Annotated in this window: 11 protein-coding genes; 3 read left to right on the top strand and 8 right to left on the bottom strand. The window is 74.9% G+C overall.

From position 1 onward, the window contains the following. Positions 1-75: 75 nt before the first annotated feature. The 6 genes from DMH08_RS19620 to DMH08_RS19595 form a co-directional block, all read right to left on the bottom strand. On the bottom strand, positions 76-2,358 hold the full coding sequence (locus DMH08_RS19620; RefSeq protein WP_125616713.1) for a hypothetical protein: 2,283 nt from the start codon (positions 2,356-2,358) through the stop codon (positions 76-78). Positions 2,359-2,449: 91 nt separating this feature from the next. After that, positions 2,450-3,685, bottom strand: coding sequence for an acyl-CoA dehydrogenase family protein (locus DMH08_RS19615; RefSeq protein ID WP_026401699.1), 1,236 nt, complete (start codon positions 3,683-3,685; stop codon positions 2,450-2,452). Between the two features lie 83 nt (positions 3,686-3,768). Beyond that, on the bottom strand, positions 3,769-4,839 hold the full coding sequence (locus tag DMH08_RS19610) for a DUF3616 domain-containing protein (protein WP_125616710.1): 1,071 nt from the start codon (positions 4,837-4,839) through the stop codon (positions 3,769-3,771). Continuing rightward, a complete protein-coding gene (locus DMH08_RS19605; RefSeq protein ID WP_125616707.1) occupies positions 4,836-6,113 on the bottom strand; it encodes a cytochrome P450 in 1,278 nt (425 codons plus the stop codon). Before DMH08_RS19605 ends, DMH08_RS19610 begins: the two co-directional genes overlap by 4 nt. Positions 6,114-6,174: 61 nt before the next feature. After that, entirely contained in the window at positions 6,175-6,936 is a 762-nt protein-coding gene (locus tag DMH08_RS19600; RefSeq protein WP_125616704.1) for a pentapeptide repeat-containing protein, read from the bottom strand. A gap of 118 nt (positions 6,937-7,054) precedes the next feature. After that, positions 7,055-8,476 (bottom strand): KamA family radical SAM protein, encoded by a 1,422-nt coding sequence (locus tag DMH08_RS19595; RefSeq protein ID WP_233617691.1) that lies wholly within the window; start codon positions 8,474-8,476, stop codon positions 7,055-7,057. Between the two features lie 133 nt (positions 8,477-8,609). Between DMH08_RS19595 and DMH08_RS19590 the strand changes: the two genes are divergently transcribed. Together DMH08_RS19590 and DMH08_RS19585 are read left to right on the top strand one after the other, a co-directional pair. Next, complete coding sequence (locus DMH08_RS19590) at positions 8,610-9,716, top strand: L-erythro-3,5-diaminohexanoate dehydrogenase (protein ID WP_233617690.1); 1,107 nt, start codon at positions 8,610-8,612, stop codon at positions 9,714-9,716. 56 nt (positions 9,717-9,772) lie between these two features. Continuing rightward, the gene (locus DMH08_RS19585) at positions 9,773-11,101 is read left to right on the top strand and encodes a DUF2252 domain-containing protein (protein ID WP_026401702.1); all 1,329 of its coding nucleotides are present in this window, start codon (positions 9,773-9,775) and stop codon (positions 11,099-11,101) included. 69 nt (positions 11,102-11,170) lie between these two features. Here the strand turns inward: DMH08_RS19585 and DMH08_RS19580 are convergent, their stop codons facing one another. Beyond that, positions 11,171-12,844: a PP2C family protein-serine/threonine phosphatase gene (locus DMH08_RS19580; protein WP_125616701.1), complete on the bottom strand. Its 1,674-nt coding sequence runs from the start codon at positions 12,842-12,844 to the stop codon at positions 11,171-11,173. 98 nt (positions 12,845-12,942) lie between these two features. Here DMH08_RS19580 and DMH08_RS19575 point away from each other — a divergent pair, with 98 nt between their 5' ends. Beyond that, the gene (locus tag DMH08_RS19575; protein WP_026401703.1) at positions 12,943-13,740 is read left to right on the top strand and encodes an SAM-dependent methyltransferase; all 798 of its coding nucleotides are present in this window, start codon (positions 12,943-12,945) and stop codon (positions 13,738-13,740) included. A 64-nt stretch (positions 13,741-13,804) separates the two neighbouring features. On the opposite strand, the gene DMH08_RS40215 is transcribed toward DMH08_RS19575, so the two are convergent. Beyond that, positions 13,805-14,069, bottom strand: a 265-nt coding sequence (locus tag DMH08_RS40215; protein WP_199747897.1) for a hypothetical protein, incomplete at its 5' end; no start/stop codon positions are given.

Raw genomic sequence — 14,069 nt, 5'->3', positions numbered from 1 at the left:
AGGGCGGGCGATCGCCCGCGCCCGCCCTCCACCTCTTCGATGGCGGAGATTCCCTGAAAGTTCGCCCGGAACCGGTCAGTTCCGCGGCAACCGGTCGAGCAGTTCGCGCGCCTTCCCGGCGAACGCCGGATCGCCCGTCGCGGCGGCCCGCTCGAGGTGCTCCGCGGCGCGGGCGGCGGCGCCGTCCTCGGCGGCCATCTCGCCGAGCCGGCAGCACGCCTCGGCGACCAGATCGGGCAGGTCGGTGACCTCCAGCATCCGCTCGTACCAGTGGCGCGCGCCGTCCCGGTCGCCCACCCAGTAGTGCAGCTCGCCGAGGTGGCCCGTCGCGAGCGGCGCGTGCCGGTCGTCGGCCGCGAGGGCCCGCTCGTACCAGCGGTGCGCCTCGGTGACGTCCCGCGCCTGCTTCGCCGGGGCGGCGAGCAGCATGGCCGCGTAGCCCTCGGTCTTCGGGTCGCCCGCGTCGACGGCGCGCAGCAGGTGCGGCCGCGCCGCGTCGTCGTCGCCGCGTCCGGCGGCGACCCAGCCGAGGCCGAGCAGTGTCCACGGGTCGTCGGGCCGGAGGTCCAGGCAGGCGCGGTAGGCGGCCTCGGCCTCGTCGAGGTCGCCGTCGGCGCCGCGCGTGCGGGTCATGTCCGCCAGCCGCACGGCCGCCGTGTACCGCAGACCTTCGGGCACGTCGTCGCCGAGCTCCGCGGCGCGGCGGTGGGCGTCGCGGGCCGCCTCCACCGCCCCGTGCATGTCGCCCTGCTCGTACAGCAGGTACGAGAGGGAGACGCCGTCGGCCACGGCGGCGGGGCCGCCGCCGTGCTCCAGGGCCCGGCGGTGCGCCTCGGCGAGGGCCGCGGCCGGCGGCTCGGCCCGGTCCGCCAGCCGCTTCGCCGTCGCCCGCCAGGTGCGCGCCCGGTGCTCCGGGTCGTCGGCGCGGTCGGCCAGCAGGCCGGTGAGGAAGATGATGTCCTCGGGGACGTGGGCCCGGTCGAGACGCTCGCGCAGCACGTCCTCGGACGGCTCGCCCGCCTCGGGCACGGTGAGCGGGTCGCCGGGCGCGAACAGGTGGACTTCGCCGCCGTACCCGTGGCGGCTCTGGACGAGCGCGGCGGCCAGCACGCGTCCGTCCGGCGACCAGGCCAGGGTCGACACGCCGTGGTGCCCCTTCGGGCGGCAGCGCATGAGCGGGCGGCCGTCCTCGGCGCTCCAGAGGCCGATGTGCTGGGGCCCGCCGTCCGCGCCGCCGGTCATGCCCGCGAGGCAGGACCCGTCCGGCCGGACGACGCCCGCCCCGACACCGGTGAGCGTGGCCAGGTGCCGCCCGTCGGACGGGTCGAGGACGAGCAGGCCCGCGCTGCCGTAGACGAACATGCGGGTCTCGTCGGCGGTGAAGGACGCGCCGCCGGCGGACCGGCCGGGGACCGGCATCAGCCGCTCGGGGGTGTCGCCGTCGGCGGCGAAGCGGACGGCCCCGCTCCTCCCGCCTTCGTAGTCGACGCGGTACCGGCCGGTCCGCGAGCGCGCCTCGCCGGGCTGCTCCGGGATGTCGACCAGCGCGCCGGCGTCGACGTCGTAGGCCCGGGTCGGCGGGGCGGACGACCGCTCGATCACGCGCATGGTCAGCAGGTGCGTCCCCGGCACCCACTGGACGTCCTGGCCCCACGGCAGGTGCCCGTCGTGGGGGAGGCGGGCGTGCTCGGTCCAGTCCGCGGTGCGGTACACGACCAGCTCGCAGTCCTGGCTGGTGACGGCGAGGTACGTACCGTCGTCGGAGAAGACGAGGTCGGAGGGCGTGGCGGCGTCGGTGTCCGCCCCGGGGAACGGGTCCAGGACGCGGGACGCCGCCCGCAGGTCGACGAGCGCGGGCGCCTCGGGATCGGGCACGTCGTCGGCGTGGGACACGTAGACGGTCGTGCCCCAGGAGTGCCCCGGCTCGAGCGGCTCCAGCCAGGCGGCGTCGGCGACGCGGACGTCGTAGTCGGCCTGGACGAGCCCGTCCTCGTTCGACCAGCCGCCGTCGCGCTCGTAGTAGAAGTCGTGCAGGCCGTCCCAGTAGTCGTCGGCGACCGGGTGGTTGCGGACGGCGACGCGGTCGACGCGGCGCACGTACCGGTGGGCGTTGGCGTCCACCCATTCCGGTTCGAGGAAGTCGTCGAGCGGGACGGCCTGCAGCGCGTCCCACCGGAGGATGGGGCGGTCGTGCGCCGCCTCCCACAGGAGGCGGAAGAAGAACCCGGCGTCGTCGCCGGGCAGGGGCGCGTGGTCCTTGCAGGCGACGTCGTAGTAGACGACGAACACGCGGAACCGGACGCGCGCCTCGCCGGGAACGACGTCCAGGATGCGGGCGCCGTACAGATCGGTGGACATGGGAGCCTTTCCACGGGGGGACCGTCGGGCGCCTCATGATCACAGAGACCCCCGACAGTCCGCCGCGGAACGGCCGGACCGGCCGGGTGCGTCAGCGCGACAGCAGGTCGCGGGCGATGTGCGTCACCTGGATCTCGTCGGTGCCTGCGTAGATCTGGAACGACTTGGCGTCGCGGGCGAGCTGCTCGACCCGGTACTCGCTCATGTAGCCGTTGCCGCCGAACAGCTGGACGGCCTCCTGCGCGACCTCGCTCGCGGCCTGCGCGGCGTACAGCTTCATCGCGGACGCCTCGGCGAGGGTGGGGGTGCGGCCCGCGCGCTGCATCTCGATGTGCCGGAAGACGAGGTTCTGCACGTTGAGGCGCGCGACCTCCATCTTGGCGAGCTTGAGCTGGATGAGCTGGAAGTCGCCGATCCGCTGCCCCCACAGCTCGCGGGTCTTGGCGTACCCGACCGACAGCTTCAGGCACTCCTCGATGACGCCGAGGGCCATCGCGGCGACGCCGGCGCGCTCGGTCACGAAGTTCTGCTTGGCCGACTCCTTGCCGCCGCCCTTGCCGGACGACAGCAGCCGGTCGGCGCCCGCGCGGACGTCGTCGAGGAACAGCTCGCCGGTGGGGGAGGAGTGCAGGCCCATCTTCCGCAGCGGCTTGCTCTGCTCGAGGCCCTCCATGCCCGTGTCGAGGACGAACGTGAGGATCTCGCGGTCGCGGGGTTCGACGCCGTCCTCGTCGAGCTTGCAGTAGAAGACGATCGTGTCGGCGTAGGGGCCGTTGGTGATGAACGTCTTGCTGCCGTTGAGGACGTACTCGTCGCCGACCTTGCGGGCGGTGGCCTGCATGCCGCCGAAGGCGTCCGAACCGGAGTTGGGCTCGGTGATCGCCCACGCTCCGACCTTCTCCATGGTGAGCAGGTCGAGGGCCCAGCGCTCCTTCTGCTCGACGGTCCCGCGCTTCATGATCGTCCCGGCGGCGAGGCCGAGGCCCACGCCCATCGCCGACACCAGGCCCGGTGCCACCTTGCAGAGCTCGATGATCGGGAGCATGCTCATCGCCGCGTTGCCGCCGCGGCCGGTCCCCGCGTCGGCGTCGTCGCCGTCGTCGGAGGAGCCGCCGCCGGACGCGCCCGCGCGCTCCTTCTCCATCCGGGCCTTGAACGACGAGCGCGCCAGCTCGTCCATCCCGAACGTCTTGTAGAGCCCGCGGATGATGTCGTACGGCGGCAGTTCGCCCGACTCAAGCGCGTCCAGGTTGGGACGGACCTCCGCGTCGATCCAGTCGCGGACCGCGTCCCGGATCATCAGGTCTTCGTCGGACCACTCGATCATGCTCGCCTCGTTCTTTCCGCCGGTATGGGTCTTGCGACCATGAAAGCAGACGCCAAAAGCTAGCGCTTACTTGGCGGCCCGGGTCAGGGCAGGCGGACGATGTCGGCGAGCACGCCGCCGGCCGCGGTGAGGCGCTCGGGGGACGGGCTGTCGTAGACGACGAGGAGCCGCAGCCCCGGCCCGGGCCCGTCCAGGACCGCGATGCCCTCGGCGTGGTCGTCGCCGTCGCCGTACGGCAGGTCGCCCAGCACCTCCAGGTCGTCCGCGTGGACGATCTCCGGCGCGTCGGCGGTCGCGGCGCCGCGCCACCGCAGCACCCGCACCGGGCCGTCCAGGTCCATGCTGGGGCCGGTGAGGATCAGCAGGTCGTCGCCGTGCGGGCACAGGTCGCGGATGCCGAGCCCGCCCAGGTCGAGGAAGTGGGTGCGGTACGGGGCGTCGCCGTCCACCGGCAGCGCCCGCAGCCGCGCCGGGTCGTCGGGGTCGGGGCCGGGCCGGATCTCCACCAGCACCGCCCAGCCGCGCAGCACCGGCCCGCGCAGCCCGACGTAGAGCCGGTCGCCGTGCACCGCGACGCCCTCGATGTCGACGCCGTTGTCCTTGCCGGGCAGGTGCAGGAAGGGCGCCAGGTGCGGGTCCTCCGCCAGCAGGTCGGTGATCGAGTCGCCGTTCAGGCCGAGCACCGCGGCGGTCCGGCCGCCGTCCTCGCGCACCGCGCGGGGCAGCCCGTCGTCACCGGTGACCAGGGGGATCCGCGCCAGGATGAAGCGGTTGTCCTCCCGCACGACCGTCGCGAGCCGCTTGCGGGACTTCGCCGCCGTGTGGCCCGGCTTGATCTTCTTGCGTTTGAGGCTGTGCGACCCGATCGCCCACAGCCACCCGTCCGCCCGGCCCAGGCCCTCGATGTCGGCCTCCTCCTCCGGGCCGGCGGGCAGCGGGACCAGATCGGCGAGCGGGACGGTGACGTGCCCGTCGTAGCCGGTGACGCGGCCGTCCGGGCCGGTCACCGCGGTGAGGCGCTCGACCGTGGCGGTCTCGTCGCCCGCCGCCCACAGGCAGGGGCCGTCCTGGCGGATCGCGGACAGGTTCGTGTGGGTCTCGGCCTCCCGGCTCTCCTGCCCGAAGCGGAGCTCGACCCGGCGTTCTACGATCATCTGCCCGATGGTGCCATACCGGGCGGCCCGCCCGGTCCGCGCGGCGGCGTGGTCACCTGCGCGGACGCGTCCCAGCGGACGTCCAGGCGGTCCGGCTTGCGGAACACCGGCCCCCGCGGCCGCGCCGGCCGCCCGGGGGCGAGCCGGACGCCGGGGAACCGGTCGAGCACCGCGCCGAGGGCCGCCCGGGCCTCCATCCGGGCGAGGGTCGCGCCGAAGCAGAAGTGCGGGCCGTGCGCGAACGCCAGGTGCTCGCCGGCGTCGGCCCGGTACGGGTCGAAGCGGTCGGGGTCGGCGAACACGGCCGGGTCGCGGTTGGCCCCGGTGATCGACACCCGCACCAGGTCGCCCGCCCGCACCGGCGCCCCGCCGAGGTCGGCGTCGCGGACCGCGTAGCGGTCGACGACGGCGGCGGGCGGCTCCATGCGCAGCGACTCCTCGATCACGGCGGGCAGCAGGCCCCGGTCGTCCCGGACGGCCGCCGCCAGGGCGGGGTCGGAGAGCAGGTGCAGCGCGGCGTTGGAGATCAGCCCCTCGGTCGTGTCGATGCCGCCGAACATGAGCACGGCCGCGTTCGCCACCACCTCCGCGGCGTCCAGCCCGGCCCGCCCCGCGCCGCCGCGCGCGGCCTCGGCGGGCAGGGAACCGGGGCGGGCCATCGCCTCCGCGACCGCCTCCCGCAGCGCCGCGTACGCCGCGCCGGAACGTTCCAGCGCCGCCGCCCCATCGGCCGCCCCGTCGTCGGGGGCGCCCGTCAGCGCCGACACCGCGTCCACGAACGTCGCGTACCAGGACCGGACGGCCGCGGCGTCGACCTCGGGCAGATCGAGGGCTTCGGCGACCACCGCGACGGCGAGCGGCCCCGCCAGGTCGCCGCGCAGCTCCGCCCGTCCCGCCGGGGCGAGCGCGCCCGCGAGCCGGCCGGCCTCCGCCTCGACGAACGCCGCGAAGCGCTCCCGGGTCCGGGCGGGCCGGAACGGGCGGGCGAACGCGTCGCGGTGGCGGGCGTGGGCGGGGCCGTCCAGCGACAGCATGCTGGGCCCGACGACCCGGGCGGTGGAGAAGCGCGGGTCGTCGACGGTGAAGGCGGCGGCGTCCCGCATGACCCGGACGGCCAGGGCGTGCGAGGTCACGAGCCAGCCGCCGAGCGCGGGGAGCCAGGACACCGGCTCGGCGGCGCGCAGCCGGGCGAGGTGCGGATGCGGGTCGCCCTCGAGGTCGGCGACCGTCACCGCCGCGCCGACGGGGAACCGGGCAGGAAGATCGCGGGCCATGCGCCCGAGCATAGGCCGCCCCACTAATGATCTACAACGTAAAGGCGCCGGGCGGTTTCGACTATACGGGTCGCACCTCGACCCGTGTGCCCTCGTCGGTCCGTGCGACCGACCGAAGGTCGTCGAGCGTCGGGCCGCGAACACCGGTCATCACCGCGCCGCGCAGGTCCGCGGCGGTCAGGTCGGCGTCGGTCAGATCCACATCGTCCAGGCGGGCGCCGCGCAGGACGGCGCCGACCAGGTCCGCGTCGCTCAGGTTCGCCCCGCGCAGGGTCACGTCGGTGAGGACGGTGCCGTGCAGGTCCGCGTCGCGGAGGTCGGCGCCGCTCAAGTTCGCGCGGTTCAGGACCGTGCGGCCGAGAACGGCGCCTTCCAGCCTCGCGCCGCTCAGATCGGCGTACGCCAGGTAGGCGTTGCGCAGATTCGTACGGCGCAGATCCGCCTCGCACAGTTCCGTCGCGTACAGGTGGGCGTAGCTCAGGTTCAGGCCGCCGAGACGCGCCCGGCCGAGGTCGAGGCCGCCGAGGTCCAACCAGACGTGCTCGGAGCGGCGCGGCACGCGGCCCAGCGCCGTGAGCGCTGCCTGCACATCGGCGTCGGGCCCGGCCGTCCGCCGGGGGCGGGGAACCGTCGGGAGCGCCAGCCGGTCGTCCAGGCGGGAGGCCGGGGCGCGGCGGCGGACGAGCGCCTCCAGCGCCCGCGCCGGCTCTTCGAGCGGGGACGGCGAGTCGTCGACCAGGCGCACCAGCGCGCCGATGCCGTCCAGCCGGACGCCCGTCTCCGCCGAACCGAGCCGCTCCACCGCCCGCGCGAGTGTCTCCATCGGCCCATGATCGGGCATAGCGCCCGCGAGACGGGCCTCGGCTTCACCGCCTGCGGCCGATGTTCCGTACGGATCCGTCTCGCGGGCCGATCACCCCGTCACGCGCCCTCGCATCCGGTCACGCCGCGACCTGCTCCCGCCACCAGCGGCGTCCCTCCTCCGGGAGGGTATAGATCGGGTCGTGGTACTCGTATCGCCTGGTCAGAGCATCGGGGTCGGACGCCTCGAGCCCGGTCCGGTAGTTCTTGGTCCAGTAGGAGACGCCGCGCTCGCGGTCGTAGTCGGCGAGCTGGTGCACCCACCGCTTGCCGACGTAGGGGACGTCGCAGACGATGCGCGGGGTCGCGAACCCGGGCAGATAGCCCATGATCGAGTGCTGGAGCTCCTGCGCCTCCCAGACCGCGAGCCGCCAGTGCTCGCTGCCGGGGATCATGTCGCACATGTACAGGTAGTAGGGCAGGATCCCGGCCTCGTCGAGCAGCGCGAACGACAGGTCGAGCAGCGCGTCGGGGGTGTCGTTCACGCCGCGCAGCAGGACGCCCTGGTTGCGGACGTCGCGGATGCCGGTGTCGAGCATGGCGCGGGCGGCGCGCGCGACGAGCGGCGTCACCGACCGGGCGGCGTTGACGTGGGTGTGGATCGCGATCTGCGCGCCGCGCTCGCGGGCCTTGGTCGCCAGCCGCTCCATGCCGGCGCGGACCTCGTCCTGGAGCCAGTGCTGGGGGAGGCCCATGAGCGCCTTGCTGGCCAGCCGGATGTCGCGGATGTTGTCGATGTCGAGCAGGGCGTCGACGAACGATTCGAGCCGGGGCCAGGGCAGGTTGGCGACGTCGCCGCCGGAGACGACCACGTCGCGGACGCCGGGGGAGCGGCGCAGGTAGTCGAGCATCGCCTCGTGGCGGTCCGGGGGCCGGATCGTGAACTTGTGCTTGTCGACGTTGGGGGTGGAGTTGCCGACGAGGTCCATGCGGGTGCAGTGGCCGCAGTACTGGGGGCAGGTCGGCAGCAGTTCGGCGAGGACCTTCGTGGGGTAGCGGTGGGTGAGGCCCTCGACGGCCCACATCTCGGCCTCGTGGAGGGAGTCGCGGGCGGCGTGGGGGTGGGACGGCCAGTCGGTGCGGCGGTCGGAGAACACCGGGAGCATGTAGCGGCGGACGGGGTCGGCCAGGAACGCGGCGGTGGACGAGACGTCCATGGTGTTGAGCATCTGCGGGGGCAGCAGCATCGACATCGTGGCGCGTTCGGCCTGGTCGCGCTCGAGGTCGGCGTAGAAGGAGTCGTCGAGCAGGTCGCCCATGACCGCGCGGAGCTGGCGGAGGTTCTTGACGCAGTGGGCGCGTTGCCACTGGGCCGACTCCCATTCGGCGGCGGTGACGTCGCGCCAGCCGGGGACGCGCCGCCAGTCGGGCTCCTCGAGGGGGCGGCGCCGGTAGCGGTAGGGCTGGTCCGCCTGCCGTCCGGCCGCCTGCTCCGCGGTGCCGTCCGCGGTCTGCGCGTTCCGGGCGCCGGCACCGGTGTCCGGATGCAGGGCAGTGGTCATCGTCGACCCCTCCTCGCTTCACGTGATCGCATAAAAATCTTGTGTAGGGCCGACGTTACGGGAAGACTTTCGATCAAACCAGTGGGACTCGGTATATCTTCCATGGGCTGTCGGTGACCGAAGGGGAGGCGCAATGACTCAGGAGACGACCGCGGGGCCCGCCGGCGGGACGGGCGGGGGCACGGGCGGCGGCACGGAGATCGGGCTGCACCGGGTGCTGGAACCGGCGGGGGTGCTGCCGCAGGCGGCGCACCGGCTGGACCCCGACCCGCGGATCCGTCCGGACGAGGTCCGGGTCGCGGTCGAGCGGCTGAACCTGGACGCGGCGTCCTTCCGGCAGCTCCGCACCGCGCACGGCGGGGACCCGGACGCCGTCCGCGCCGAGGTGCTGCGGATCATCGGCGAGCGCGGCAAGATGCACAACCCCGTCACCGGTTCGGGCGGCATGCTCGTCGGCGTCGTCGACGAGGCCGGGCCGGAGTCGCCGCTCGGGTTGAACCCGGGCGACCGCGTCGCGACGCTGGTGTCGCTCACGCTCACCCCGCTCGCCGTCACCGACGGGCTCGCCGGGTGGGACGGGCGTTCGGAGCAGGTGCCCGCGCGGGGCCACGCGATCCTGTTCGCGCGCTCGATCGCGGCCGTGCTGCCCGACGACGTCCCCGTCCCGCCGGCGCTGGCGGTGATGGACGTGTGCGGCGCGCCGGCGCTGACCCGGCGCGTCGTGGAGGCGCGGGCGGCGTCCGGGGCGGCGCCGGTGGTGGCGGTGCTGGGCGCGGCGGGCAAGAGCGGGTGCCTGTCGCTGGCGGCGGCGCGGCGTGCGGGGGCGGCCCGGACGGTGGGGCTGGTGCCGTCGGCGGCGGAGGCCGAGCGGCTGGCGGCGTCGGGGCTGGCGGACGCCGTGGCGCGGGCGGACGCGCGGGACCCGGTGGCGGTGTCGCGGGCGGTGGCGGAGGCCGCCGGGGGGCCCGCGGACGTGACGGTGGTGTGCGTGGACGTGCCGGGCTGCGAGCACGGCGCGATCCTGGCGACCGCGCAGGGCGGGACGGTGGTGTTCTTCTCGATGGCGACGTCGTTCCCGGCGGCGGCGCTCGGCGCGGAGGGGCTGGCGGCGGACGTGACGATGCTGATCGGGAACGGATACGTGCCCGGGCACGCCCAATACGCGCTGGACCTCCTGCGCGCCGAGCCGGGGGTTCGCACGCTGTTCACCGCCCGGTCCGGGGCGGACCCGGCAGAATGACCGGGTACGTCCCGGCGGCGGCGGGGACCCACCCGATCATCTGAGGAGAGAGCCCGATGGCGAGCATCACCGAGGACCTGCGCGGACGCGATCCGAAGGAGCGCCAGGCGCAGATCGTGGACGTCCTGGTGGACGCGTTCTCGGACCTGATGGAGCGCAGTCCCGCCGAGTTCCGCCGCCGCTTCCGGAAGATGGCGTCCGACCCGTTCGCGTTCTACCGGGGCAGCGCGTGCCTGTTCTACGCCGACATCGCCGGCGACGACGACGCGTGGGCCGACGAGCGCACCGCGCGGGTGTGGATCCAGGGCGACCTGCACGCGCAGAACTTCGGCACCTACATGAACGACGACGGCGTGTTCGTGTTCGACGTCAACGACTTCGACGAGGCGTACGTCGGGCACTTCACCTGGGACGTGAAGCGGCTGGTGGCGAGCCTGGCGCTGCTGGCGTGGCAGAAGGCGATCTCCGACGCCGACATCCGGCGGCTGATCGAGGCGTACGTGCGGGCGTACGTCGACCAGGTGCGGCGGTTCGCGTCGGGCGGCGGGGAGGACTTCGCGCTGACGCTCGACACGACCGACGGGTACGTGCGGGGGGTGCTGATCGACGCGCTGTCGTCCACGCGGATCGGGCTGCTGGAGGACAAGACGGTCCTGGAGGGGCACGAGCGGCGGTTCCGGGACCGGGCGGGGGTGCGGCGGCTGGACGAGGCCGAGCGCGCGAAGGTGGAGGCGGCCTACCGGGAGTACCTGGGGACGATCCCGGCCGACAAGCGGTTCGCGAGCCTGACCTACGAGATCAAGGACATCGTGGGGGCGTCGGGGTTCGGGATCGGGTCGGCGGGGCTGTCGGCGTACAACATCCTGGTGGAGGGGCGTTCGCAGGCGCTGGAGAACGACGTGATCCTGTCGATGAAGCAGGGCAACGTGGCGGCGCCGAGCCGGGTGGTGGACGACCCGCGGATCCGGGAGTACTTCCGGCACCACGGGCACCGGACGGCGGTGTCGCGGCGGGCGCTGCAGGCCAACACCGACCCGTGGCTGGGGTACACCGAGGTCGACGGGGTCGGTTTCGTGGTGCAGGAGCTGTCGCCCTACGAGGAGGACCTGGACTGGGGCGGGCTGACCGAGCCCGAGGAGATGCTGTCGGTGCTGGACGACCTGGGCCGCGCCACCGCGAAGATCCACTGCGTGTCGGACAGCGACTCCGACCACACGCTGGTCGGGTTCCAGGTGGAGGACGCGATCAGTTCGGTGATCGGGGCGGACGAGTCGGCGTTCGTCGAGGACATGGTGCGGTTCGGGACGCGGTACGCGGAGGTGGTGCGGGACGACCACCGGCTGTTCGTCGACGCGTTCCGCAACCACCAGATCCCCGGCCTGTGAGCCGGTCCCGGCCGCGAAGCCGGTGACCGCCGCCGGGGCCGCGGCCGGGGGCGCGGTCCGCGGTCCGGGTCAGGACGCCGGGCCGAGCCGGCCGGGTTCGGGGCCGACGAGGAGCAGCGCGATGTCGTCCTGGCCCTGCTGGTCGGCCAGCAGGGCCAGGACGCCGTCGGCGGTGTCCTCCAGGGAGCCGCCGGCGCCGGCGTGCGAGGCGACCAGCGCGGACGCGAGCCGCGCGATGCCCTCCTCGATGTTGCGGGTGCGGCTCTCCACGAGCCCGTCGGTGTAGAAGGCCAGGACGCCGTCGGGCGGCAGGACGGCCGTGACCTGCTCGTACTCGGCGGGATGGGCGGGGTCGGCGACGCCCAGGGGCAGGCCGTCGGCGACGGCGAAGTGCCGGGCGGTGCCGTCGGGCAGGGCGAGCAGCGGCGGCGGGTGCCCGGCGCACGCCAGCTCGCAGCGCAGCGTCGCCGGGTCGCACACGACGCACAGGCAGGTGGCGAACTGGGCGGCGTCCAGGTCCTGGGCGATGGCGTCGAGGCGGGCGAGGACCTCGGCGGGCGGCAGTTCGCAGCTGACGAGGGTGTGCGCGGCGACCCGCAGCTGGCCCATGGCCGCGGCGGCGGTGACGCCGTGCCCGACCGAGTCGCCGATGACGATCGCGACGCGTTCGTCCGGCAGGGGGACCACGTCGTACCAGTCGCCGCCGACCGCGGCGCGGGCGGGCCGGTAGCGGTGCGCGAGCCGCAGCCCGGGCGGGACGGTGACGCGGGTGGGCAGCAGCCCGGCCTGCAGGGCGGTCGAGGTGCGGTGCTCGCGCCGGTACAGGCGGGCGTTGTCGATGCCGGTGGCGGCGCGGGCGGCGAGTTCGGCGGCGAGGGCGGTGTCGGCGGGGCCGAAGGGCGCGCGGCCGCGTTTGCGGCTGAACACCGCGAAGCCGAGGGCGCGGCCGCGGGCGGCGAGCGGGACGGCCAGCAGCGACACGTGGTCGAGGACGGCTTCGACGCGGCGGCCGGTGCGGGCGGCGATGGTGTCGAGGGCGTCCTCGCCGCCGAACTCGACGGTGCGGCCGGTGGCGATGCAGCGGGCGTAGGGGGTGTCGGCGGGGCACACGACGACCTCCCCGGCGGGGAACGCGGCGGCCCAGTCGCCGGGGTCGTCGTCGGCGAAGGCGACGGCGAGGCGGCGGACGACGACCGAGCCGTCGTCGCGGCCGTCGGGGACGGGCGCGTCGTCGTCGGCGAGGCGGCGTTCCAGGACGTAGATGGCGCCGGCGTCGGCGAAGCGGGGGACGGTGACGGCGACGGTCTCGCGGGCGGTGAGGGCGAGGTCGAGGGTCGCGCCGATGCGGCGTCCGGCCTCGTTGAGCAGTTCGAGGCCGCCGGCCCACGGGGCCGCGACGGTGAGCGCGACGAGCGTCCGGCCGGATTCGGCCGTGAGGGCCTGGCAGGTGGCCCGGATCCCGTCGGGGGCGCCGGGGATCGGCGGGAGCGTCCCCGTCCAGGGGCGGCCGGACGCGGCGCGCGCGACGGCCTCGGCGAGCGGCGCGGCGGCGGCCGGGCCGCCGAGGAGTCCGGGCAGGTCGGTGCCCAGGGCGTCGGCGGCGGCCCGGCCGAACAGGCGGGCGGCGCCGTCGCTCCATCCGGTGACGGTGCCGCCGGTGTCGAGCAGGACGGTCGCCGGTTCGAGGGCCGCCGGGTCGAGCGGGGCGGCCGGTTCCGGTCGTGCCGGGGGGTGCGTGGCCATCGGTGCTCACAGTCCCGTGTACGGGGTTGTGCGGGCGGTGCCGCGTTACGCTGTGGGCGCCCGCGGCCGCTGCCCCTCCATGGACAAGGGAGACGTGCATGGACCCCGAGTGGATCCCACCCGAAGTCGACGGTCGGAGACCAAGCGTTGCACGGGTGTACGACTTCCTGCTCGGCGGAGACCACAATTTCGCGTCGGATCGTGACCTTGCGACGGGGTTGCTGCGGGTGGAGCCGCGGGCGCGGGAGCTCGCGCGCGCCAACCGGGCGTTCCTGCGCCGCGCGGTCCGCGCGGTCGCCGAGGCCGGGGTGGACCAGTTCGTCGACATCGGGTCGGGCATCCCGACGCAGGGCAACGTGCACGAGGTCGCGCAGGCGGTGAATCCGGACGCCCGGGTGGTGTACGTCGACAACGACGACGTCGCGGTGGCGCACAGCCGCGCGATCTTGAAGGGCAACGATCGGGCGGCGGTGGTCCGGGCCGATATGCGGCGGCCGGAGCGGATGCTGGGCGACCCGCTGCTGGCGGAGCTGGTGGATCTGTCGCGCCCGGTGGCGTTCCTGCTGGTGGCGGCGCTGCATCTGGTCAAGGAGGAGGAGCGGCCGGACGGCATCGCGGCGGCGCTGCGGGACGCGGCGGCGCCGGGCAGCCATCTGGTGCTGTCGCATCTCACGCATGACGCGCAGCCGGGCAAGGCCGCGGCGATCGGCAGGCTGTACGACCGTGCGACGTCCCCGGCCGTGGCGCGGTCGCACGAGGGCATCCTTCGGTTCTTCGACGGGTGGGATCTGCTGGATCCGGGCCTGGTGTACGTGCCGCTGTGGCGTCCCGACGACGGCGGCGTCGACTCCCCGGAGCGGTTCCTGGTGTTCGGCGGGGTGGGCCGCAAGCCGTGACGGACCGGGGCGGGACGGGCGTGCGCCCGTCCCGCCCCGGTGCCGGGCCCGGCGGGTGCGCGGGTCAGCGGGCGAAGGCGATGGCCGTCCCGGCGCTGACCACGACCGCGATGACCACCAGGACCAGGGAGGTGCTGAGCGGGTCGCGGCGTTGGGGCCGCTCGTCGGAGGCGCGCTGGACGGTGTGGTGGACGACCTCCTCGCGCGGCGACGGGGACGGCGAGGGCGAGGGCGCCGGCCGGGGCAGCGCCCGCGGCGCCGCGGGGCGGGCCTGCGGCGTGGCCGCGGCGGGCCGCGGCGCGGGCGGCCGGGGCGCGGGCTCGGCGGCC

It is taken from the genome of Actinomadura sp. WAC 06369, assembly GCF_003947565.1.
GTDB classification, from domain to species: Bacteria; Actinomycetota; Actinomycetes; order Streptosporangiales; family Streptosporangiaceae; genus Spirillospora; species Spirillospora rifamycini.
Note: the sequence above shows the minus strand (reverse complement) of the source record. Positions and strands in the feature narration are given on the sequence as shown.

Bases quoted from the DNA above. Each gene is read 5' to 3' on its own strand.
- DMH08_RS19620 (WP_125616713.1), bottom strand. From the start codon at position 2,358: ATGTCCACCGATCTGTACGGCGCCCGCATCCTGGACGTCGTTCCCGGC.
- DMH08_RS19615 (WP_026401699.1), bottom strand. From the start codon at position 3,685: ATGATCGAGTGGTCCGACGAAGACCTGATGATCCGGGACGCGGTCCGC.
- DMH08_RS19610 (WP_125616710.1), bottom strand. From the start codon at position 4,839: ATGATCGTAGAACGCCGGGTCGAGCTCCGCTTCGGGCAGGAGAGCCGG.
- DMH08_RS19605 (WP_125616707.1), bottom strand. From the start codon at position 6,113: ATGGCCCGCGATCTTCCTGCCCGGTTCCCCGTCGGCGCGGCGGTGACG.
- DMH08_RS19600 (WP_125616704.1), bottom strand. From the start codon at position 6,936: ATGGAGACACTCGCGCGGGCGGTGGAGCGGCTCGGTTCGGCGGAGACG.
- DMH08_RS19595 (WP_233617691.1), bottom strand. From the start codon at position 8,476: ATGACCACTGCCCTGCATCCGGACACCGGTGCCGGCGCCCGGAACGCG.
- DMH08_RS19590 (WP_233617690.1), top strand. From the start codon at position 8,610: ATGACTCAGGAGACGACCGCGGGGCCCGCCGGCGGGACGGGCGGGGGC.
- DMH08_RS19585 (WP_026401702.1), top strand. From the start codon at position 9,773: ATGGCGAGCATCACCGAGGACCTGCGCGGACGCGATCCGAAGGAGCGC.
- DMH08_RS19580 (WP_125616701.1), bottom strand. From the start codon at position 12,844: ATGGCCACGCACCCCCCGGCACGACCGGAACCGGCCGCCCCGCTCGAC.
- DMH08_RS19575 (WP_026401703.1), top strand. From the start codon at position 12,943: ATGGACCCCGAGTGGATCCCACCCGAAGTCGACGGTCGGAGACCAAGC.